This is a genomic window from Neobacillus sp. Soil_C_43, assembly GCF_057656715.1.
On sequence record NZ_JBDGJV010000010.1, the window covers coordinates 111,483 to 132,521 of the forward strand.

At 38.4% G+C, this 21,039-nt stretch carries 24 protein-coding genes; 8 read left to right on the top strand and 16 right to left on the bottom strand.

The features are described 5' to 3' along the window. Positions 1 to 177 precede the first annotated feature (177 nt). On the top strand, positions 178 to 1,152 hold the full coding sequence (locus tag AC3A54_RS14645) for a nuclease-related domain-containing protein (protein WP_487655003.1): 975 nt from the start codon (positions 178 to 180) through the stop codon (positions 1,150 to 1,152). Between the two features lie 244 nt (positions 1,153 to 1,396). On the opposite strand, the gene AC3A54_RS14650 is transcribed toward AC3A54_RS14645, so the two are convergent. The 8 genes from AC3A54_RS14650 to AC3A54_RS14685 all read right to left on the bottom strand — a co-directional run bounded on the left by AC3A54_RS14650 (position 1,397) and on the right by AC3A54_RS14685 (position 7,353). Further along, on the bottom strand, positions 1,397 to 1,798 hold the full coding sequence (locus AC3A54_RS14650; protein ID WP_309859765.1) for a cytosolic protein: 402 nt from the start codon (positions 1,796 to 1,798) through the stop codon (positions 1,397 to 1,399). A gap of 90 nt (positions 1,799 to 1,888) precedes the next feature. Beyond that, positions 1,889 to 2,062 (bottom strand): hypothetical protein, encoded by a 174-nt coding sequence (locus tag AC3A54_RS14655; RefSeq protein WP_487655004.1) that lies wholly within the window; start codon positions 2,060 to 2,062, stop codon positions 1,889 to 1,891. Positions 2,063 to 2,185: 123 nt separating this feature from the next. Further along, positions 2,186 to 2,329 (bottom strand): hypothetical protein, encoded by a 144-nt coding sequence (locus AC3A54_RS14660; protein WP_487655005.1) that lies wholly within the window; start codon positions 2,327 to 2,329, stop codon positions 2,186 to 2,188. Next, a complete protein-coding gene (locus tag AC3A54_RS14665; RefSeq protein ID WP_487655006.1) occupies positions 2,326 to 3,558 on the bottom strand; it encodes a tetratricopeptide repeat protein in 1,233 nt (410 codons plus the stop codon). Before AC3A54_RS14665 ends, AC3A54_RS14660 begins: the two co-directional genes overlap by 4 nt. A gap of 140 nt (positions 3,559 to 3,698) precedes the next feature. Further along, positions 3,699 to 4,964 carry a S8 family peptidase gene (locus AC3A54_RS14670; RefSeq protein WP_487655007.1) on the bottom strand — a complete coding sequence of 422 codons (1,266 nt, stop codon included), beginning with the start codon at positions 4,962 to 4,964 and terminating at the stop codon, positions 3,699 to 3,701. A 175-nt stretch (positions 4,965 to 5,139) separates the two neighbouring features. Continuing rightward, positions 5,140 to 6,078, bottom strand: coding sequence for a magnesium transporter CorA family protein (locus AC3A54_RS14675; RefSeq protein WP_487655008.1), 939 nt, complete (start codon positions 6,076 to 6,078; stop codon positions 5,140 to 5,142). A 219-nt stretch (positions 6,079 to 6,297) separates the two neighbouring features. Then, the gene (locus AC3A54_RS14680; RefSeq protein ID WP_487655009.1) at positions 6,298 to 7,194 is read right to left on the bottom strand and encodes a cation diffusion facilitator family transporter; all 897 of its coding nucleotides are present in this window, start codon (positions 7,192 to 7,194) and stop codon (positions 6,298 to 6,300) included. A 21-nt stretch (positions 7,195 to 7,215) separates the two neighbouring features. Beyond that, positions 7,216 to 7,353, bottom strand: coding sequence for a hypothetical protein (locus AC3A54_RS14685; RefSeq protein ID WP_308082694.1), 138 nt, complete (start codon positions 7,351 to 7,353; stop codon positions 7,216 to 7,218). A 97-nt stretch (positions 7,354 to 7,450) separates the two neighbouring features. On the opposite strand from AC3A54_RS14685, the gene AC3A54_RS14690 reads away from it, so the two are divergent. Further along, entirely contained in the window at positions 7,451 to 7,651 is a 201-nt protein-coding gene (locus tag AC3A54_RS14690; RefSeq protein WP_308082693.1) for a YozQ family protein, read from the top strand. Positions 7,652 to 7,702: 51 nt separating this feature from the next. Here AC3A54_RS14690 and AC3A54_RS14695 read toward each other — a convergent pair whose 3' ends face one another. Further along, positions 7,703 to 8,458, bottom strand: a complete 756-nt coding sequence (locus tag AC3A54_RS14695; RefSeq protein ID WP_487655010.1) for a yteA family sporulation protein — start codon at positions 8,456 to 8,458, stop codon at positions 7,703 to 7,705. A 205-nt stretch (positions 8,459 to 8,663) separates the two neighbouring features. Here AC3A54_RS14695 and AC3A54_RS14700 point away from each other — a divergent pair, with 205 nt between their 5' ends. Together AC3A54_RS14700 and AC3A54_RS14705 are read left to right on the top strand one after the other, a co-directional pair. Next, positions 8,664 to 8,828, top strand: coding sequence for a hypothetical protein (locus AC3A54_RS14700; protein WP_308082691.1), 165 nt, complete (start codon positions 8,664 to 8,666; stop codon positions 8,826 to 8,828). A 35-nt stretch (positions 8,829 to 8,863) separates the two neighbouring features. Next, positions 8,864 to 10,192, top strand: a complete 1,329-nt coding sequence (locus AC3A54_RS14705; RefSeq protein WP_487655011.1) for an amino acid permease — start codon at positions 8,864 to 8,866, stop codon at positions 10,190 to 10,192. Positions 10,193 to 10,227: 35 nt separating this feature from the next. On the opposite strand, the gene AC3A54_RS14710 is transcribed toward AC3A54_RS14705, so the two are convergent. From AC3A54_RS14710 to AC3A54_RS14725, 4 genes are all read right to left on the bottom strand, one after another. Further along, positions 10,228 to 10,854 carry a LysE family transporter gene (locus tag AC3A54_RS14710; protein ID WP_487655012.1) on the bottom strand — a complete coding sequence of 209 codons (627 nt, stop codon included), beginning with the start codon at positions 10,852 to 10,854 and terminating at the stop codon, positions 10,228 to 10,230. Positions 10,855 to 11,158: 304 nt separating this feature from the next. Then, complete coding sequence (locus AC3A54_RS14715) at positions 11,159 to 11,590, bottom strand: GtrA family protein (RefSeq protein WP_487655013.1); 432 nt, start codon at positions 11,588 to 11,590, stop codon at positions 11,159 to 11,161. Further along, positions 11,559 to 12,596 carry a glycosyltransferase family 2 protein gene (locus AC3A54_RS14720; protein ID WP_487655014.1) on the bottom strand — a complete coding sequence of 346 codons (1,038 nt, stop codon included), beginning with the start codon at positions 12,594 to 12,596 and terminating at the stop codon, positions 11,559 to 11,561. Before AC3A54_RS14720 ends, AC3A54_RS14715 begins: the two co-directional genes overlap by 32 nt. A 20-nt stretch (positions 12,597 to 12,616) precedes the next feature. Then, entirely contained in the window at positions 12,617 to 14,293 is a 1,677-nt protein-coding gene (locus AC3A54_RS14725; RefSeq protein WP_487655015.1) for a DUF6044 family protein, read from the bottom strand. A 203-nt stretch (positions 14,294 to 14,496) separates the two neighbouring features. Here AC3A54_RS14725 and AC3A54_RS14730 point away from each other — a divergent pair, with 203 nt between their 5' ends. From AC3A54_RS14730 to AC3A54_RS14740, 3 genes are all read left to right on the top strand, one after another. Further along, positions 14,497 to 15,765, top strand: a complete 1,269-nt coding sequence (locus AC3A54_RS14730) for an MFS transporter (RefSeq protein WP_487655016.1) — start codon at positions 14,497 to 14,499, stop codon at positions 15,763 to 15,765. A gap of 16 nt (positions 15,766 to 15,781) precedes the next feature. Beyond that, the gene (locus AC3A54_RS14735) at positions 15,782 to 16,369 is read left to right on the top strand and encodes a helix-turn-helix domain-containing protein (RefSeq protein ID WP_487655017.1); all 588 of its coding nucleotides are present in this window, start codon (positions 15,782 to 15,784) and stop codon (positions 16,367 to 16,369) included. 111 nt (positions 16,370 to 16,480) lie between these two features. Continuing rightward, positions 16,481 to 17,461: a potassium channel family protein gene (locus AC3A54_RS14740; protein ID WP_335544579.1), complete on the top strand. Its 981-nt coding sequence runs from the start codon at positions 16,481 to 16,483 to the stop codon at positions 17,459 to 17,461. Between the two features lie 2 nt (positions 17,462 to 17,463). On the opposite strand, the gene AC3A54_RS14745 is transcribed toward AC3A54_RS14740, so the two are convergent. From AC3A54_RS14745 to AC3A54_RS14755, 3 genes are all read right to left on the bottom strand, one after another. Beyond that, positions 17,464 to 17,871 carry a YugN-like family protein gene (locus AC3A54_RS14745; protein WP_487655018.1) on the bottom strand — a complete coding sequence of 136 codons (408 nt, stop codon included), beginning with the start codon at positions 17,869 to 17,871 and terminating at the stop codon, positions 17,464 to 17,466. Positions 17,872 to 17,973: 102 nt separating this feature from the next. After that, positions 17,974 to 19,323: a glucose-6-phosphate isomerase gene (locus tag AC3A54_RS14750; protein ID WP_335544581.1), complete on the bottom strand. Its 1,350-nt coding sequence runs from the start codon at positions 19,321 to 19,323 to the stop codon at positions 17,974 to 17,976. Positions 19,324 to 19,498: 175 nt separating this feature from the next. Next, a complete protein-coding gene (locus tag AC3A54_RS14755) occupies positions 19,499 to 20,662 on the bottom strand; it encodes an iron-containing alcohol dehydrogenase (protein WP_487655019.1) in 1,164 nt (387 codons plus the stop codon). Positions 20,663 to 20,801: 139 nt separating this feature from the next. Between AC3A54_RS14755 and AC3A54_RS14760 the strand changes: the two genes are divergently transcribed. Beyond that, positions 20,802 to 21,032: a DUF378 domain-containing protein gene (locus tag AC3A54_RS14760; protein WP_335544583.1), complete on the top strand. Its 231-nt coding sequence runs from the start codon at positions 20,802 to 20,804 to the stop codon at positions 21,030 to 21,032. Positions 21,033 to 21,039: the final 7 nt, after the last annotated feature.

The window sequence follows — 21,039 nt, forward strand, 5'->3', positions numbered from 1 at the left end:
TATTCGCTCATATCTGGATAAGATTCGCTCATAAACCTGTGAGATTCGCTCATAAACTCAGTAGATTCGCTCATAAAATTTTGGTCTGTAATTTTTTTTGCAAGTTTCGATAAAATTCAGCAGGATTCCTCAATATTATTTAGAATGTATTAGTTAAAATGAAAGGAGTGATAATGTTTGATTATAAAAGAGAGGTCTATTCCGTTGAGGTTACTCATCTTACAGGCTTTATTACGTCGTCTCCCCTTAAGTCACGAAAAATATCAGCAAATTTCAGAAGAAGCAGGAAGGCGCTCTGCTGGCTATCAAGGCGAGAAAGCTCTTGACTACTATTATCGGTCGCTTCCACAACAAAAGTATATGATTTTCCACGATTTAAACCTTCCTGACGGTGATTACAACTGTCAAATTGACACTTTTCTATTAACTCCAGAATTCGGCCTTATTATTGATGTGAAAAATATGGCTGGGAAATTAACCTTTGATACTGATAACGAACAGTTTATCCAAAATAACAATGATAAAGAAAAAGGATATGATTATCCAATTGCGCAAGCAGAGCGGCACAAAAAATATATTCAAGAACTGCTTCGGGCTCACCACTTTCCTCCTGTTCCAATCGTGTATTTAGTTGTCATCAGTAACAGTTACACTTCATACATCGTTACAGGGAAAAATTCGTATAAAGTGAAACCACGAATTTGTAAAGCTGATGTGATGCTGAATCGGATTAAACAAGTGGAAAAAACGTTCACCGACCCCGTCCTCACTAAAAAAGATCTCCGTAAGCTTGGCAGACTCCTACTGAAAATGAATACTCCACCTACAATTCAAATACTAAAAAAATATGGTATTCAAAAGACGGATTTGTTAACCGGTGTCCACTGTCCTTTCTGCAAGCATCTGCATCTTATTCGTAAGAAACAGCAGTGGTACTGTCCCTCTTGCGATTCCTATTCAAAAGATGCACACATTCAAGCACTTATGGACTATTTTTTGTTGGTTGATTTGAAAATAACAAATAGTGAGTTTCGGGAGTTTGTTCGATTAAAATCACCTTATATTTCAAAAAGATTGCTTCAATCGAGCTCCTTACAATATTTAGGAACAAACAGATACCGCTTTTATACTCCTAAGGCTTTTCCATGGTGAGTTTGAAATACAAAAGTTAAATTCGCCGATAGAAACCGAAAATTCGCCGATAGAATGTATATATTCGCCGATAGAAGCTACGAATTCGCCGATAGACCTCATAAATTCGCCGATAGAAATTAAATAAGAGCCAAAAAACTTTTTAAAGCCAAAAAGGGCACCTAAATTAGGTGCCCTTTTTTTAATAAGTGATCAAATCAGTTTCATTTTTCAATAAAAAATAGTTTATTTTAAAAAAATCTTCCTAAACCTTCAAATCTCTACCCTCTTCAACGATATGGAAGATTAAATGAGCGAGGTGTTGCATGGCCCCGTATTCTTGCTCCTCTTGCTCCTCCCCTTCAACTTCCTCGTAATCAATGTCATTTAAGTATAGCGCCATAAATTCGTAGAAGTCCTTCAGCTGGAAAGAATAGCAGGCAGAAGGCTCTTCATTTTCTTCTTCATACTGCAGCACCATATAGGATAGATTTCCATCTTTATCTGCTCCATCAAAAAATACAAAGAGTCCAATGTTTGTGTCGAGTTCAAATAAATGCCTTGTCCCACCCTCCGTGGCCTTCCCAAACTCCTCTTGACTAAGCTTTTGTATTTGCATTGAATCCACGTTATCTTCTTGATGAAAACCAACAATAAATGATTTCATTTTGTCCTCCTTAACCTTCTATTGGAATTAAAACACATATTCTTAGGATACCCCTTAAAAGGTAGGATTCATTCTTTTTATCTAAAATAACTATTCTTCCTTTTCATTTCGCTCAATATGATATTCGGTTAAGAGCGGATTTTCAGTTGTAGCAAATCGAGCTGATTGCAAACTCATCTCTGATTCCATCCCAAACAATTCTTGCATGGCCTTCTTTTCCCACTCTTCCTCCATACTTTTCCGGTCCTTTTCTTGTTCTTTCATTTCTATCACCTCTCTTACCTTTAGATAAATTCATGAAATTAATCCTATTGTCTGCCTACAGTTGCACATACATTCCCACAAATAAAAAAATCCCTGATAGAATCAGGGATTTAGTTAATGACATCATCCAACTGGTGGTTGAATTGGATGGTCTGATGGATCAGAATAGGCTACATGGTTTGAAAACTTTTCACTTTTCACATCAGCATTTGAAGTAAAAAGAACTAGCATTGAAACTGAAAATAGAAGTACAATATACTTTTTCATAGTATACCTCCTGTTATTTTATTTAAATATTTAAATGCTTCATGAACCAATCCGTTTTCATTGTAATAATCTGATAGCATTTTATAAAAACGGGTTAGGTCATCTATATGTTCATTTGCCTCTTCAAAATAAGGTATAACTTTTGTTTCTAAGTATTTGAACGCTTTTTGCGGTGAGGCCATATGAAATAAATAAAAATCTGCCAGTAGCCTATATTTTTTATTCCCTAGCTCTTTTGAAAGTGAGGCTACTTCCTGAAGACATTCTTTAGCTTTATCCGTATCTTTAAGAAAATAATGCATTTCGCCGACTGAATAGAGAGTAACCAGATAGTGTTGATTAAAGTTAGATTGTAGCTCCAAACTTTTCTCATAATAATATAGGGCTTCCTTTACATTCTTCATCTTATTTTGTAGATAGCCCATGTTATGATAAATTTGTGGCAGCATTTTCTCTTGTCTTAATAATTCGGCATTACGGATTAAATGCCGAAAACAACCTTCTGCTTCTTCATAAATCTTTGAATGGGTATAATTAATACCTAACAGCATAAGGGTATGTAGAATACGTAAGAAGTTATGCTGGTTCATAAAAATTTGCAATGCCATTTTACCAAAATGAATAGCATGACCTGATTGTTCAAGGGAGCTCTTTACAAGGGCCCGATGATAGAGGAATTCTCCACTTGTCGTTTCATGATCATTCTCTGTGTAGAGGGCATCCAAAATATAATCTGCATTTTTAAATTGACCTCTTAAGATTAAGAATATCGCATTAAAGTATCTAAATAAATAGTCCTCATGTTGGGAAAAATTCTTCTTTTGCTTGTATAATAGGTCCCTTTGAGACTCTGCTTCTGCAAACAACCCTTTGAATAATAAGTACCTATATTTATATAACTCGCAATTATAAATATGCTTTGAAAACGGGATAATATGTTCTATCTTTTTAAACTTCTGATAGGTTTCATCGACTTCATCCCTAAGATAGAAATTAATATTTGCATTAAATTCTCTTAATAGAACCTTTATTTGTTCCTCCTTTTCTTCCATCTCTTCTAAACTAATATTTAGCCGCTCCAATAATAGAGAAATCGTTTCCTCATTCGCTTCTTTGGAGTTGTTCTCAATTTTGCTTAAATGCGGGACAGAGCAAATCCCTTTTGCAAGCTCTGCTTGAGTGATTCCTCTTTGAGTTCGATAAAATTTAATTAATGCCCCGAATTCCATATAACCACCAGCTTGCCTTTCGTTTTTTACCATTTTACTACTATAGTAACTATTTTTACAGATATTTTTCAGATTATTTTCAAAAGATTGAATAGTTCATTTAAAAGCCATCCAGACCCAGGTCTAGATGGCCATAATCATTATTTCACTCTAGGGAAGCCGAAACCTGAGGCGTAATCATCGCCAGTAGCAGCACCTGTTCCACCTTTAATATCATACGCTTTCGCTCTGTTTTGCAGTTCCGCACGTAGCTGGCTGGCTGACCAAGATGGGTTTGCTGACCAAATCTTCGCAGCAAGACCTGAGACATGTGGAGTAGCCATCGATGTTCCACTAATGGTGTTGTATCCGCCATCCTTCCAAGTTGACTCAATCGCTCTACCTGGTGCAGATACCTCTACATCACGTTCTTGGATTACATAGTCACCGTCGGTTGCTGGATTTCCTCTGGATGAGAAATCTGCCACACGATACGTACCATTTTCCTGTACATTCTCTAAAGCAGCAACAGCTACTGCATTGACTAACGCACCTGGGTAACCAATTGTATTGTCTCCAGGTCCGTCATTTCCTGCAGCCGCGACAACAAGTACACCTTTACCATATGCATAATCAACCGCATTAGAGATTAGCGAATCCTTCGAGCTTGAACCAAGTGACATAGAAATAATGACTTTTGAACCCGTACGAACCGCTTCATCTGCTACTTTATTAATGGCTGCTGCAATATCATCAGAATAGCCGCTGCCGCGGTCGTTCAATACTTTATACGACCATAGGTTTGCTTGTGGAGCCACACCGTAAATTCCCTTACCTGTGCTTCCGCCGTTAGCAAGCACCGTACCAGATACATGTGTTCCATGTCCGTTACCATCTGAACAGGTCCCATCTACCCATGAAACTTTTGTTTGTGAAAAGTCTTGACATTGTTTTACGTTGCTAGCTAAATCAGCATGGTTTTTATTTACACCTGTATCCAAGACCGCTACCGTGATGCCACTTCCTCCGGATGTAGCCGCGATGGCAGAATCATTATAGATCGCCTGAATTCCCCATGGTGTTTGATCACTAGGAACTGCACCAGTTGTTCCGCCTGGTTTGGCGGCCGCTTCTTCTCTCATGGTTCCTATGTTTACCTCAGAAATTTTTTCAATCGTTAAGTTTTTGTTTTGTAAAAGTGCCTGGTATTGCTGTGCATTGACTGTTGTTGTAAACCCTTTGCTGCTAAAGTCCCAGCGAACCCCATAATTCGCCTTTGCTTTTGACTTTTCGGAGGCAGGTCCCTGAATTAATACTCGAAAAGATTCCTTACCGTTTGTTTGCTGACCAAATGCACCGGTTGCAAACATTGAAATCCCCATTACCACACTCATTACCGTAGCCCCAAGAACTTTCTTTCTCTTCATCAAGAAACTCCTCTCAAAATATGTTTACAGCAAACTCACTGCTTCTTAATTATATTTTGATTTTTCTGAAAATATATGAACAAATAGTCCTATTGGAAGTTGGGAAAATTTTTGATTTTCAACTAAAAGGAATCAGAAAAAAAATAAAAAGCCAGCCCAATAAATGGCTGGCAATCTAGAAATATTTCTTTTTCCAAAATATAAATGCGGTTAAGCTAGCAAAAAAGACCGAGATAGAAAGTGGAATGACATAGGGGTGACGAATATGTTGAAAAGGAATGTCTACGTTCATTCCATAAAAGCTTGCTACCATCGTTGGCAAGGCTAAGATGATTGTTATGGAAGTTAAGAACTTCATCACGATATTCAAGTTATTTGAAATAATGGAGGCAAAAGCGTTCATCATCCCGGTTAAGATCGAACGGTAAGTTTCAGCCATTTCTATTGCCTGTGTTTTTTCAATAATTACATCTTCCAACAAATCCTTGTCTTCTTCATACATTTTTAGGTAGTTAAAGCGCAAAATTTTATCAAGAACGACCTTATTAGATTTTAATGAAGTCGTAAAGTACACCAAACTTTTTTCTAAAGCTAGAAACGCATATAGCTCTTTATTCTTCAATGACTGGTGAACGACTCGTTCAATTTCATTGGTTTTCTTGTTAATTTGTTTTAGGTACCGAAGATAATACGATGAAATTACAAACAAGATTTGCAGAGCGAAGCGGGTCTTCTTAAAGGTAAAAAACTCTTTAACTCTGTTTCTCTTAAATTCCTCTAAAATCGGTGTATCCTTCAATGAAACAGTGATAATACATTCATCCGTTAGGATAATGCCAATTGGAATGGTCTCATACCCTTCATAGCCTGTTTCATCCTTAACGATATACGGAAAGTCAACGATGATATATACTCTGCCGTCATCGCGTTCAATCCTTGGACGTTCTTCATCATCCAATGCATCTTTTAAGATATCAACGTCTACTTGGGCATCGGTAGAAACTCGATTGATTTCTTCTGCTGTCGGAGCATACATATTAACCCAGCAGCCTTTTGAAATCACATCAACTTTTTCCAAGACTTTTGTTTCCGTACTTTTAAAAATTTCTAACATGCAAAAACCTCCTCGCCTACTTGTTTTGAGGAAGCCAACAACCTTTTCCAGAGTTGATATTCTTGCTATTATTCAATTCAATCCATTCAAAGACATTGACTTCCCCTCGCCTACTTGGGTCCGGGTCAACGGAATAACTCAACAATATCAACTCCCTCTAACTTTTTTATATCCTTTCCTATCATAAACCCTAACGCTCAAAAGTACAAAGGAGTTTTTTTATTTATCTTCTGGAAAATACGGATTTAAATGAATCAACACTTCATGAATGTTATCAAATTGATCCATAAGCTTTTGTTTAATGGTTTTGGCGAGATCATGACCTTGCTTAATTGTTTTGAAATGATCAATGGAGATACGTAAATCAACCAATACATAATGTCCATGCTCTCTCGCTCTTATGCGGTCAATCCTTCTAACTTCTTCAAAATGATTGATCACTTCAATGTATTCCTGTAGTGTTTCTGAATTGATATTTCGTTCTAATAAGATATCAAATGCTTCCATCAACATTTCCTTAGCAATCTTAAAAATTAAGTAGGCCACAAATATACTTGCTGCCTTATCTCCATAAAGTAAGAAGTGAATATCCATACGTTCCCCAATAATGGAAAGGAGGACCCCGATAGCCGCAGCAATAGACGCCACAATATCTGCTTTATGGTCAAACGCAATGGCTTCAATCGCCTTACTATTATGCTGCTGAGCAACCTTAAGTGAACTCCTGTATAAAATAATCTTGGTAATATAAGAAAATAAGGCAACCCACATGGCCAGTAAACTCGGCGACTCCACTTCATGAAAAAAGCCGCTGATTCCCTCGTAAACGACATATATAGCGACAAGGAAGAGTAAGATACCTATAATGCCCGAAACAATAACCTCAGCTTTCCCATGTCCGTAGGGATGTTCAAGGTCTGCAGGTTTATTCGCTATTTTAATCACCAACAGGACAATAATCGAAGCAAAGACATCGGCAGCAGAATGAATCCCATCAGCAAAGACTGCATCACTATTTCCGTACCACCCGATGGCAATTTTTCCTACCGTTAAAATAATATTGCTGATTACACTGATCCAGGCTATTTTTTTAGCCAAGGTTTCTCTCATTTCCATACTAAACCACCTTTTTAATTCTTATGCCTTTGGATTATCTTGATTTTCTTTTATCATTTCAACTTCCTCAACCACAGAAATTTTGTTAATTTGGTCATGAAGAAAATGAAAAGCTTCGTCTAATTCTTCTCTTGATGGAAATTCATTTTTTTTGTTCATTTTTTTCACTCCTTAAAGATTTATTTTTTTATGTGTAATACATGAGTAAAAAGGGAAAAAATACCGTTGTACCAAAATTAATAAAGGAGTGGTTCATTTGGAAAAAAAGAGTACGAATAACAAAAGTGCAGAAATCGCAGGTCGAGTTTTTGATACAAGCGATTACCAAAAAGGGGATGCCCTTTCATCTGGACTTGCAACCACACATGAACAAGTGAGCGACACCTATATGGAAGGTGATATTGGTGGCGTTAGTGATGACGCAAATGGTCAGGACACCGATAACGCCGAAGAATAAAAATCAGAGAAAACAGCTCTCAATCGAAAGCTGTTTTCTTTTTTGAGTTACTTATTTATCATCATCCACATACGGATCATGTTCATAGGCTGGTAAGTCGCCGAAACTGGTCATGATTCCTTCTTCATCCAGTGCATTTTCGTATTGCTCATGCTGTGGATTAGGATAAACCGTTATATTCTTTCCATACATATCAGTACCAACAAAATTTTCGAAGTCTTCTACATATCCAACATTTTCGTTTGCTTCTTCGTATATATCCTGATAACTACCCTGTGGGAAGGCTAAATCTGACGGTGTTTCAGAAGTACCCCACTGAGCAACCTCCTGCCAAGAATCCTCTGCATCATAAGCAACATTTTCATCCTTTTCATCCATATCAAACTTCCCGAAATCCGGCATTAATACTCCTTCTTCAACGGGACGATTGTGTGAAACGATTTGATCCGGACTATGCTCAATACAATAAGTAGTGTTTGGCAAAGCCTCTAATCGCTCAATCGGTATCTCACTACCACATACTTCACATTTTCCGTAGGTTCCATTTTCCATGGCTTCAAGAGCGTGATTAATATTTCTAAGTTGCAGCTCATAATGTTCATTTAAAGCAAGATCCTTCTCACGTTCATAAAGCTCGGTTCCTTCATCTGCGGGGTGATTATCATAACTAGACAATTCCCCCATTGACTCATGAAAATGACCTCTTTCCAACCCGAGATGATCATTTTGTTCTAAATGCTCTTCCACATCATTCTTTTCCTGCAACAATTGCAAACGTAACTCAGCTAACTGCTGTGTAGATAACATGAGATAAACCCCTTTCATGAAAAGCGCAAGTGAATCTTTTTTCAAGAAACATTTATACTTTATATTTTCATTTGTTTCGCGTTTGATTATGTAACAAAAATTTAATTCCAGTAAAATTCAATCTGTAATGCTTCCTAGGAATTCGAATAAGATTTGTCTTCACGCGCATCTTAAAGGATATAAATGATGAGAAAGAGGAGATTTTATGGTAAATGAAAACTTTCGTAAATTTAGAAGTGTTCAACAAAAACACGAAGGGGAATATCTAGGTTCTGACAGAGAACAAAAGCCAGGTTTAAATGACCCTGAGTATAATAACCAAGATAATACCGATAAATCGCCAGGAGCAACTGGCCGTGACCTTCAATGAGTAAAGCTAAATCGACGAAAGGGGAACAAGGCAATATGAAATGGTGGCAGCTTTCTCTCTTTGGAGTTGGCTGCACAATTGGTACTGGCTTTTTCCTTGGCTCAAGCTTAGCAATAAAGATGACGGGACCATCCATCTTAATTGCATTTATCATTGCTGCCATTGGAACCTACTTTGTCTTTGATGCACTGTCTAAAATGACATCTAAGGAGCCGCTTAAAGGCGGTTTTAGATCCTATGCCAAAAAAGCCTACGGTCGATGGGCAGGCTTTAGCAGCGGATGGGTGTATTGGAGCTCAGAAGTACTCATTATGGGAAGCCAAATGACGGCCTTATCGATTTTTTCTCGCTTTTGGTTTCCTAAAATACCTTTATGGATTTTTGCCACCATCTACGGTGTTTTAGGAATAACCGTCATTCTTATTGGAATTGGCCTTTTAAATAAAATGGAAAACATTCTTGCCATTTTAAAAATTTCTGCCATCTTAATGTTTGTCATTATTGCTGCTTTAGCTATTTTTGGTGTAATCGACGGCGACAGGCCAATTTCATATCCAGACAGCCAGCAGGATTTAATTCCTCATGGGCTAAAAGGTTTATGGTCTGCCGTCATTTTTGCCTTCTACGCATTCGGAGGCATCGAAATTTTAGGATTAATGGCAACCAATTTAAAAAATCCTGAAGAGGCACCGAAAGCCGGTAAAGTGATGCTATTTTTGCTCACCTTTATTTATGTCCTTTCGATTGGTTTGGCTGTGCTTATGGTTCCGTGGAAGGAATTTAATACGAAAGAAAGTCCCTTTGTCGTTGCCTTAGATACTTATCACCTTTCGTTTGTGCCTCACTTCTTTAATGCTGCGTTAATTATTGCTGGTTTTTCAACAATGACTGCTTCTCTTTATGGGGTTACAAGCGTCCTTATGACCTTAGGAGAAGAAGGAGATGCGCCAGCATGTTTTTCTAAAAAAGGGAAACTAAAGGTCCCTCTATTTACTTTGCTGATTACCATGATAGGAATTACTGCCTCTATTGTGGCAGCATTGGTGATGCCTGATAAAATTTACGAATATATCACAACAGCAGCAAGCTTAATGCTTCTATATAATTGGATTTTCATTTTAGCTTCCTCAAGAAAAATTTTGGAATTGAAGGTAAAGGATAAAATATTCTATTCAATTGGTGCGCTGTTTATTTTGATTGCCGTATCCGGAACTTTGTTCCATGAGACAAGTAGACCTGGATTTTTTATCAGCTTAGCCTTTTTGTGCGTCATAGGTGTTATCACCTTTATTATGCACTTTAAATGGAATAAAGAAAAAAAGAAGAGTAAAAAGAAAGTGCTTAAGCCGTGGCCAACAGCATAGAAGAGGCTGACTCATAAGGGGTCAGCCTCTTCATATTATCCAAATAACACCTGAAAGGCCTGCATGCCGAAGTAAATACCAAAACCGATTAAGGAAACCCCAGAAAGAAGAGAAATACTAACTAGTAATCTGGAGGTCAGGAACTTTCGAAAACTGCTGGCCACTCCTGCCATTGTTATATCCCAAAGTAACAGACCGATAAAAATGGCACTGCTGTAAAGAATCAGCTCGCTGCTGTCATAGGTTGCAGCTGTCTTTGCAAGGACAGAACCGTATATACCCAGCCAAAACAAAATAGTTAGTGGATTCGATATGGACATCAAGAAACCAGAAGCAAATGACTTTATAAGAGGTTCATTGCTCCTCGAATACTCAAGGTTAATTTTCCCCGCACTCATGAAGGTTTCAATGCCGGTATACATGAGAACAAAACAGCCAAAACACCAAAGAAAAGTTTGCATAAAGGCTGTCTCTAGAAACTGAACCACGCCTATGTAAACAACAAGCATATACACTCCATCAGCGACAACGGCCCCCACTCCAATAAGCCAAGAGTGCATAAAGCCATTTCTTATTCCCCTGTCAATTTGTGCCGCATTAATCGGTCCAATAGGAGCAGCAAGCGACAACCCCAGTAAGATATAGCTTAAGAATACATTCATTTTTATCTCTCCCTATTTGAACATAAAAAGCCTGTCTACCCATTTTTATTCAGCAAGGGAGGGTTGTACGACAAAAAAGTAAAAAAGAGCCTACCTTTATATGGAAAGCTCTTTTTAGCCGGTTTTATTTGTAATCTGTGTTAAAGAACAATGTTGATTTTTAACACCCTGTTGATTGAAGCGGAAGGCACGAAGACTCCTGTGGGAGTATGGTTCAGGGGAGACCCCGCAGGCGCATGCCCGAGGAGGCTCGCCGAAACACCCACGAACCGCTTGTGCCTGGAGCGGAAATCAACAGGCAAGTTTAACAGAGCCTATTTGTAAAGACAAAGTATTTTTGCCCTAAATAATTGCTAATGGTATAAAACACACTGCCTAAAAGAACAGAAACATTTTTCGCCATTTCGGGACTGATGATAAAATATTGGCTAATCCACTCCCCCATTTTCCCACTAAGAAAATAAGAGCTAAAATAACATAGTAATATAACAATGATAAACCGTGGTAGCCCTTTATGATAGGAAACCGTACTTTTAAACGTAAAGGCTCTATTTAATAAGAAGCTGACACATGCACCGATTGCATTCCCAGTAAATGTGGAGACCCAATAGCTGGCTCCGACAACATTAAGCAACAAAAACATAATGGCCAAACCTATACCTGTATTCACCAACCCCACAAGCAAAAAACGGACAAGTGAATGATTAGTTGGTATCAGATACTTTTCTGAAATCAAGATTAAATACCTCATCTTCTTTGGTTTGATTAACTAAATGGTGCCTTGGTTTTGGGAGATTAAAGGAATCGATATCGACGATATATTTTGGCCGCTGTTTGGCCTCTTTATAAATTTTCCCGACATATTCACCAATCAGTCCGATTGCGATTAATTGCAATCCACCAATTAACCATATCGATGTAATTAACGATGTCCATCCCATGGTTGTATGACCAAAAAATTTGAGAGTTAAAAAGTACCCTCCGAATAAGAGACTCATGAAAAAGGAAATAAATCCAATAAGCAACACAAACCGGATGGGTGACACCGAAAAGGAGGTGATTCCATCAAAGGCAAAGCCTAGCATTTTTTTTAACGGGTATTTTGTTTCACCAGCCTGCCTTTCTAACCGATTATAATAAACGACATCTGATTTAAACCCCAGCAGTGGCACGATTCCCCGCAAAAACATATTCACTTCTTTAAAGCGCTCTAGCTCTTCTATAGCCCGTTTGCTCATTAAACGAAAATCAGCATGATTATAGACGAGGTCTACTCCCATCTTTTTCATTAACTTATAGAATCCTTGTGCGGTACTCCTTTTAAAGAATGTATCTGAATCTCTTCCTTTACGTACACCATAAACAATATCAGTGCCTTTTTGAAACTTATTAATAAATTCACGGATTACTTGAATATCATCCTGTAAGTCAGCGTCAATGGAGACGACACAATCAGAAAGCTCATTTGCGGCAAATAACCCAGCAAGCAGTGCATTTTGATGCCCGACATTCCTTGATAATTTTAATCCCCGGACATAATCGCTCCGGAGCCCTTCTTTATAAATTAACTCCCATGTTCGATCTTTACTTCCATCATCAACAAGTAAAATTTTACTTTGTTTTGAAACAAGTGCTTCGTTTATCAGATCTTTTAACAGCCACTGAAGTTGATCAATGGTATCAGGTAAGATCTCTTCCTCGTTATAGCATGGTACAACAATAGTTAGGACTGGTTCCATCATCTGTTCAAAACCCCCGGTGTCTACAAAGTCTTGTATAAGTAAATTTTCCATGCCGATGTCTTTGAAACAAATACTCTATCCAATGAAAGGTGATTTTCCTCGGCATTGTCAATCGGTAAAGCTGAAAGGATGTACCTGCCGCCCATCTCTTTAAACACTTCTGTATTCAACTGCAAATGTTTCAAATGTCGCTTTGAATCTTTTTTTATCATATATCTTTTTCCAAGCTGTGCTGTAAACAGATAACAGCGACCTCCCCATTGGTCAAAGTATTTACGAATGGTTTTATTTTTCGCTAATTCCTTTTCAATTATTTTTCTAAACTGGTGTTTATAGCTTAAGGGATAAAAATTATTATAGGTATCGATCGTGTAAAATCCATTATACTGAGAAATGGCAGGATGGATTCCGATACTAGCGACGCGGTATTCTTCCTGCCTTAAACCAATATGCTCTTTAATGTCCTTGAACAGATCCTCCGCAAAAAACTCTTGGACTGTTGGCTTTTGTTGATAAATAATCTCATCATTAAATAAGCCTAAAAAAAGAATTTGTAAGAGAAGCAACCACTTTGCAGTTCTGACCCAGCTTCCACCCTGTAAGGCGATGATTTTTAAGGCAAGAGCAAACCCACTATAAATGACCAGCGGTCTTAAAAAATGATACCGTGCAAAATTAAAGGTATTCATAAAATGAAATCGTTTGGTTAAAGGAACCCAGCCTTCATAAAACCAAAAGGCATACCAGATAGATAGCAGAATATTTAATGCAAATAAAAACACAAACAGCTTTTCCTGCTTCCAAAGCTTTTTTCTAAAAATAAAATAAATAGCGATAAACGTTGCAGGCAAAATAAATAGCGTATGTACAGTCATGACATGAGTGTGTCCAAGCGTATAATTCTTTAAGGTAAGCCTTACTGCTCTCCAAAAAGACAAGTGGGCATGAAAATATTCATCACGACTATTCGGCTCAGCTGTATATAGAAATGAAAAAACCAAGCGGTATTCCACGAGCATAAATATAGAAGTCATATAAGCAATAGCGGTCAAAAATCGCAGATTCCAGCCCTTCCCACGTAAACCATCTACCAGCCAGAAAATCCCCATCGCACTTAGAAAAAAGAAGAATCCCAATACAATGCTAGCGTACAAGGGCAATAACGTAAGGACAAGATATTCCTTCCAGGTACCCGTCCCTGCTCGAATGTTTAAGAAAGCCCACAGTGCCAAGGGCATCCCTAAAGTGCTGAGCATCCCTGACGGCCAAAATGGTGTTAATGCAAACGCAAGTGCACAGCCAATTTGCAGGTCCATCCATTTCCCGCCCGGAAGGAAATGTTTCTTTAACAATAAATACATCCCGATAAAAGCTGCCAGCCTTGTTAATGCCTGACTGAGCCCATATGCAATCATCGTTGGGAAAAGTGCATACAACCAAACGATGATGCTGTATTCCGTCCCAAAAGCATTTCTCTGTAGCTGTCCATTGATAATCTGAGGAATAGTGGCATCGACTGCTCCAAACATTTCCCCGCTCCTCGCAAGCACCTTGTACCAAGCCAGGTTTGAATCTAAATTATCATGAACCCGGATATGGGCATTTTCCTGTAAAATAAATAGCGGAGAGAGATAGATCACTAGAACTAGTAAAGCAAAGAGGATGAATCTCTGCTCCTTTTTCGTTTCATTAACCACTCTTCTACACCTCAAAACCTTCTTCTAAAAAGAGAACTTCCGTTTTAAATTTTGCTTCTACGATGAAAATTATTCCTATACTCTAAACTTCGACAAAACTAGACATTTTCCATTATTTACATATTAATAAATTACCGTTAAAATAAATTTAACCATTAAAATTTTTTTTAACGATAAAATATATTTTGGAAGGATGATCAACAATGTTGAAGATTCTTAGTAACCGGACCTATTTTCGTTTTTGGTTAGGTCAAATCATTTCACAATTGGGCGATGGATTTACACGAATTGCCATTGTCTATTTAGTAGCTACCTTAACAAAGGATCCCTTTGCGATTGGTTTAGTCATTTTTGCCCAGCTTCTGCCAACGGCCTTTTTTGGTATTTTCTTAGGCCCATTAGCTGATAAATACAATCGTAGATGGTTAATGGTCGGGGCCGATGTATATCGAATGGTTATCGTACTTTTAATGATTCCTTTCCACCATTCTGCATTAGCCCTGATCCTACTTATCGCTCTTCAAGGGATTGGTTCTGCCCTCTTTGACCCTGCCCGCTCCTCATCCATACCGGACTTAGTTGGTGAAGAAAATATTCAGCAGGCCATCTCTCTGTCACAATCAACAAGAGCGGCCATGGATATCATTGGTCCTTCTGTTGGTGCCTTATTGATGATGACAAACAATTATAATTTTATTTTTGCCATTGATGCGGTTACCTTCGGGCTGTCAGCTATGTTCATCCTTACGCTCCGAAATCTTGGTAGAATGACATATTTAAAAGATGCAGTTAAAGAATCTTATTTCATGTCTATACGCTCGGGCGTAAAAGAGGTCATTGGTATGCCTGCATTACGTTTTTTGCTGATTCTATTGATTCCTATAACACTTGTATGCGGAATATTGAACACCAACCTTATTGCCGTTCTCACCAATCAGTTCCATGTATCCGCCTTCCATTTTGGATTTATTGAAGCCGCTACCGCTGTTGGTGTTATATTCGGTGCAGGCTTTGCCGCACCATTTGCACTCAAGCGCATTAGTCCAAGTACTATTTTTTTAGCAGGTACTGCTGTAATTGGACTTTGGATGGTGGTTATCATCCCTGTTGACAGCTTCCGTTTACAATTTGGCCTCCTGCCTGTCTATATTTGGAGTATAATGGTAGGTGTATTAAACGCCTTTTTAAATGTCCCGTTGAGCAGTTTATTTTTAAAAGTGACACCTGCTGCCTTTAGAGGAAGAGGTTCCTCTTTATTAGGAATAACAGCAAGCACCTCCTCTATTGTTGGAATTTTAGTGGGCGGTTGGCTTTCTAGAGAAATTGGTGTATTGTATGGTACTGCATTCTCAGGCGCCCTTCTAGTCGTTGTTGCGATATTGATGCCATTACTGAAGGGATATAGGAGCCTTTCGGAACATAGTGACGCAGACGCTGTCCGAAAAACAAAGCAGCCTGCGGCCGTTAATTAATCTTGGAGGTACGTTTGTGAAAAAAATAGATGATATTGAAATTGCAAAAATGATGTTAGATGTAAGAAAAAGAAGTATTATTGACATTGCTAGCAAACCTGTGACCGTCAGTCAAATTGCCGAGGAATTAAATGAAAAACAATCTCGGCTATATTATCATGTAAAAAAGCTGGAGGAGGCAGGATTACTAGAATTGGTGGAGACCCGGCAACAGGGGAATTTAATTGAAAAGTACTATCAAAGAACCAAGGTTGCAGGAGAAAGATTTGAATTGGATGAAGCATTATTAAGAGAACATCATGATTCAGTCATGGAGGAAATCATGAAACTTCTTGAGCCTGGCTTGAAGCTCCTTCAATCCGAGTTAAAAAAAGGGACATCAGATTTTGATAAGCAAGTAAATTTAATGATTAGTTTGCCCACCCTGACAGGCAGAGAATGGGAAACCTCTCATGATCGAATGATGCGGTCGATTCGCGAAGAAAGTGAGCAGCAAGGATCCTTCGATGATTACAGTCTGCCAAAGCTTTCAGAAGAAGACAGAAATAAAAAGTCAAAATATGCTTATTTCATGTTAAGTTATCGAGTCGAAGATGCTCAGTAACGATCAATAACTGTGGAGGCTGACTCATTTGAGTCAGCCTCTTTCTATCTCTTAATAATGAGATGAGCATTTTTGGATAATAATAGATACTATCCAAGGGAGGTGAAGTATGTGCCGAACAGAGTTTATATCAGCTTTTTACGAATGCCGCTCCTTATTCGTATTCTATTTATAGCCATTCTTGTCTTTCTAACGTTTGGAGTTTCCATTCACTTGTTAGAACCTCAAACCTTTCCTACGGTTTTTGACGGAATATGGTGGGCTATTATCACTGCCTCTACAGTTGGCTATGGAGATTATGTACCACATTCTATTTTAGGCAGAATTACTGCGTTAATTTTGATATTACTAGGTGTCGGATTTGTTTCCTCCTATTTTGGAACCTTAGCAGCCGCTGCTGTGACTAAACAAGATGCCTTGTCCGAGGGAAAAATCCCCTTTAAAGGAAGTGGCCACATTGTTATTATCGGCTGGAATGAACGATCGAAAGAGTTGATTAATAAATTGATTCAATTCCCGCAAATGATCGTCCTTATTGATGATACCCTTGAAGCAAATCCAGTCCATTCAAGATACGTTCATTTTATTCAAGGGAAAGGACATGTCGATGAAACGATTATTAAAAGTGATATAGAGAAGGCTCAGAAGGTCCTGATTACAGCAGATAGAGGAAGTGAAGAACTCCAGGCAGATATGAATAGCATATTAACGTTACTTACGATTAAAGGCCTCTGCTCCCAAGTCAAATGCATTGTCGAAATATTGACGGCAGAACAAGTCATTAATGCGTTACGCGCAGGCGCAGACGAAGTTATTCAATCCAATAAGCTAACAAGTGTCTTTATGATTAATAGCCTTCATTCCAATGGAGATGGGTTGTTGTCAAATGTTGTACATCAGCTTCAGGAACGAAGATTATCCTCCCATTCGGTGGATGAAGCATATATTGGAAAATCATTCGGAGAATGCTGCCAAGAGTTAATGTTAAACGGACTCCTGTTAATTGGAGTAAAAAGAGGGGAAGAAACCCTGTTGAATCCCTCCCACTCCATTTCAATTGAGAAAAATGATGAATTATTAACCTTTAAATAAGTTTAATCGGTTAAAAGAAGCATCTCTAATTCGGAAACAAGGTTCTTTCCATTTTCTATATATTTTTTAGGAAAGCTGGCATCCTTATCAATTGGATCCTGAAATTGATTTATTGAACCTGAAAAGGTTCCTGTAGACGCATCATCGTCTAGATTTCCTTCGTATAAATGGGACAACAGAAACGGTCGCCCTAATTCAACAGTACAGTTCCTTGCATCAAGCTGTCCATCTACTGCTGAAAATGGCAGCCTTAAAAATTGGTAGCCCTCTTCATCATTCAGCTTATAATCAAAAGCACCATGATCATAATCCCAGTTGCCGCCAATTGAATAGCCAATTGGCTTTAATTTTTGTTCCAGCTTATATAAATCAAACTGAAGCCCTTCTACCTTTGATGGTAATTCAATCATCTATTTTACCCCCTTTAGTCATTAGGGTTAGTTTCTCCAAACTAAATTGTTTCATAACAAAAGAGTGCTAACGCTTTAAGCATCAGCACTCTTTTTTCAACATTATTTCAACCGTTTTTCTAATTCTGCCTTTTTCTCTTCAAATCCAGGCTTGCCTAATAGGGCGAACATGTTCACTTTATAAGCTTCCACACCCGGCTGATCAAATGGGTTTACACCCAGAAGATAACCGCTCATCGCACAAGCTTTTTCAAAGAAATAGACAAGGTACCCAAATGTATATTCATCCATTGCAGGGATAGAGACAATAAGGTTTGGTACGCCTCCGTCTGTATGTGCAAGCATAGTTCCTTCAAATGCTTTATTATTAACAAAATCCACTGTTTGTCCAGCCAAATAATTAAGACCGTCCAAATCATTATCAAACGCTTCAATTTTCAACTCATGACGCGGCTTATCCACCTTAATGATGGTTTCAAATAAATCACGGCGTCCTTCTTGAACATATTGTCCAAGTGAGTGAAGATCTGTTGAGAAATTGGCTGAAGATGGGAAGATTCCCTTTTGATCTTTCCCTTCACTTTCTCCAAACAATTGCTTCCACCATTCAGAGAAATACTGAAGACCTGGCTCATAATTAATCAGCATTTCAATAGTTTTACCTTTGTTGTAGAGGGCATTTCTAACGGCTGCATATTGATAAGCTGGATTCTCTTCTAGCTCTGAATGACCAAAGTCCTCTTGTGCTACTGCTGCACCCTCCATCATTCTTTCAATATTTGCGCCACTCACCGCAATGGGAAGCAGTCCTACAGCGGTTAAAACAGAGTAGCGACCACCAATATCATCTGCAATCACAAAGGTTTCGTAACCTTCTTCTGTTGCAAGCGTCTTTAAAGCTCCTCTTGCTTTGTCAGTTGTTGCATAAATTCTTTTTCTTGCTTCTTCCACACCGTACTTTTCCTCAAGAAGCTTGCGGAAAATACGGAAGGCAATCGCTGGTTCTGTCGTTGTTCCAGACTTAGAAATCACATTGATAGAAAAATCTTTTCCTTCAAGGAGATCCATTAAATCTCTCATATAAGTGGAACTGATATTGTTCCCTACAAAGATGATTTGTGGAGTTTTACGTTGTTCCTTTGTTAAAGCATTATAAAAGCTGTGCTGCAGCATTTCAATGGCTGCTCTTGCGCCAAGATAAGATCCACCAATCCCAATCACAAGAAGGACATCGGAATCGCCTTTAATTTTCGCAGCAGATTTCTGAATACGAGAGAACTCTTCTTTATCATAATTAGTTGGCAGGTCAATCCATCCTAAAAAGTCATTGCCTGCTCCCGTTTTCTCATGTAGAGAATGGTGTGCTACTTTCACTGCATCGCGAAGGTATGTAAGTTCATGTTCCCCAAAAAAAGTAAGTGCTTTTGAGTAATCAAAACGAACGTGTGTCATGTATGATCCTCCATAAATTTATTTTTCAATAACCACTTTAACCAATGATGAGCGGATAATCAAGGAAGGTACCCTCTTGTAAGCGTACCCATTTTCGACAGTTTTAAAAAAATTGTCACTTAATGATGAAATTAAAGAAAAGACTCGGACAATGTATGCTCCGAGTCTCTCCCAATTATAATGATGCCCGATAAATAGCTAAGGTATCTTCTCTATTCAACTTTTTGAAATTACCGAACTCACCGTTTGCCATTGCCCGGTCAGCCATTAAATCCAGCTTGCTATCATCTATATCGTAGTCAGCTAAACGAGCTGGTGCTTCAATGCTGGTCCAGAATTCACGTAATTTTTGAATTCCCTCAATACCTGCTTCCTCGGCAGTCTTTCCTTCAGGGTTCACTCCAAATACTCTTACAGCTAATTGCTTAAAGCGCTCTGGTTTTACCGCTAGGTTATGTCTCATCCAGTGAGGGAAAAGGATGGCTAAGCCTCCTCCATGTGGAATATCATAAACAGCTGAAACCGCATGTTCTAGATTGTGTGTTGCCCAATCTCCTCGATAGCCCATATTCAAGATGCCGTTTAATGCCATCGTACCGCTGTAGAGAATGGTCGCTCGATAATCGTAATTTTCAAGGTCCGCTAATAATTTCGGCGCAGTCTCCATAATAGTTACGAGCAGGGATTCACACATACGGTCTTGAAACTCCGTTTTTTCTTCCAAATGGAAGTAATGTTCAAGAACATGTGACATCATATCAACTATTCCATAAATCGTTTGATTCTTTGGAACAGTATACGTATGAACAGGATCTAAGATAGAAAATTTAGGGAAAGTAACAGGACTGCCCCACCCATATTTTTCATTGGTTTCCCAATTAGTAATAACCGAGCCTGCGTTCATTTCTGAACCAGTTGCTGCGAGGGTCAATACTGTTCCGAATGGAAGGGCCTCACGAGCAAACGCCTTTTTAATCACTAGATCCCAGGCGTCTCCGTCATATTTTGCTCCAGCAGCAATCAACTTTGTACAGTCGATTACACTTCCTCCACCTACGGCTAAAAGGAATTCGATTCCTTCTTTTTTACATATTTCTACGCCTTTTCTCGCAGTTGCGATACGTGGATTTGGTTCCACGCCTGAAAGTTCAAATACCTCAGCACCTATTTCTTGTAAAAGCGCTTGAATCTTATCGTATAGACCGCTCTTTTTAATACTGCCACCGCCATAAACGAGCAATACCTTTTTTCCATATACAGGAATTTCTTTTTTTAATTGTTCGAGTTGTCCCTTACCGAAAATTAGCTTTGTAGGATTCCAAAATGTGAAATTTTCCATCGTATGCACTCTCCTTTTCATTAAACATTATTAATTATTATCTCCCTTTTTGCAAAAATAAGGATTTTATTTTTTTATGAATAGTTAAGCAAATATTGAATCAAACTAAACCTGAAACAATCTTAAAGGAGGATAAATCATGAGTTCTATTCAACGTATCGCACTAGTTCTTACTATTATTGGCGCCATTAATTGGGGCTTAATTGGCTTCTTTCAATTTGATCTTGTCGCTAGCATATTTGGTGGCCAAGATTCTGCCCTCTCTAGAATTATCTATGGTTTAGTAGGTATTGCTGGATTGATCAACCTTGGTCTTCTCTTTAAACCAAACGAAGAACGTGTAAGAGATCCAGAAACGGATCGAGTGTAAGTCACTT

Excerpts from the sequence above, each read along its gene's own strand:
- AC3A54_RS14650 (WP_309859765.1), bottom strand. The coding sequence starts at position 1,798 with ATGAAATCATTTATTGTTGGTTTTCATCAAGAAGATAACGTGGATTCA.
- AC3A54_RS14655 (WP_487655004.1), bottom strand. The coding sequence starts at position 2,062 with ATGAAAGAACAAGAAAAGGACCGGAAAAGTATGGAGGAAGAGTGGGAA.
- AC3A54_RS14660 (WP_487655005.1), bottom strand. The coding sequence starts at position 2,329 with ATGAAAAAGTATATTGTACTTCTATTTTCAGTTTCAATGCTAGTTCTT.
- AC3A54_RS14665 (WP_487655006.1), bottom strand. The coding sequence starts at position 3,558 with ATGGAATTCGGGGCATTAATTAAATTTTATCGAACTCAAAGAGGAATC.
- AC3A54_RS14670 (WP_487655007.1), bottom strand. The coding sequence starts at position 4,964 with ATGAAGAGAAAGAAAGTTCTTGGGGCTACGGTAATGAGTGTGGTAATG.
- AC3A54_RS14675 (WP_487655008.1), bottom strand. The coding sequence starts at position 6,078 with ATGTTAGAAATTTTTAAAAGTACGGAAACAAAAGTCTTGGAAAAAGTT.
- AC3A54_RS14680 (WP_487655009.1), bottom strand. The coding sequence starts at position 7,194 with ATGGAAATGAGAGAAACCTTGGCTAAAAAAATAGCCTGGATCAGTGTA.
- AC3A54_RS14685 (WP_308082694.1), bottom strand. The coding sequence starts at position 7,353 with ATGAACAAAAAAAATGAATTTCCATCAAGAGAAGAATTAGACGAAGCT.
- AC3A54_RS14695 (WP_487655010.1), bottom strand. The coding sequence starts at position 8,458 with ATGTTATCTACACAGCAGTTAGCTGAGTTACGTTTGCAATTGTTGCAG.
- AC3A54_RS14700 (WP_308082691.1), top strand. The coding sequence starts at position 8,664 with ATGGTAAATGAAAACTTTCGTAAATTTAGAAGTGTTCAACAAAAACAC.
- AC3A54_RS14705 (WP_487655011.1), top strand. The coding sequence starts at position 8,864 with ATGAAATGGTGGCAGCTTTCTCTCTTTGGAGTTGGCTGCACAATTGGT.
- AC3A54_RS14710 (WP_487655012.1), bottom strand. The coding sequence starts at position 10,854 with ATGAATGTATTCTTAAGCTATATCTTACTGGGGTTGTCGCTTGCTGCT.
- AC3A54_RS14720 (WP_487655014.1), bottom strand. The coding sequence starts at position 12,596 with ATGATGGAACCAGTCCTAACTATTGTTGTACCATGCTATAACGAGGAA.
- AC3A54_RS14730 (WP_487655016.1), top strand. The coding sequence starts at position 14,497 with ATGTTGAAGATTCTTAGTAACCGGACCTATTTTCGTTTTTGGTTAGGT.
- AC3A54_RS14745 (WP_487655018.1), bottom strand. The coding sequence starts at position 17,871 with ATGATTGAATTACCATCAAAGGTAGAAGGGCTTCAGTTTGATTTATAT.
- AC3A54_RS14750 (WP_335544581.1), bottom strand. The coding sequence starts at position 19,323 with ATGACACACGTTCGTTTTGATTACTCAAAAGCACTTACTTTTTTTGGG.
- AC3A54_RS14755 (WP_487655019.1), bottom strand. The coding sequence starts at position 20,662 with ATGGAAAATTTCACATTTTGGAATCCTACAAAGCTAATTTTCGGTAAG.
- AC3A54_RS14760 (WP_335544583.1), top strand. The coding sequence starts at position 20,802 with ATGAGTTCTATTCAACGTATCGCACTAGTTCTTACTATTATTGGCGCC.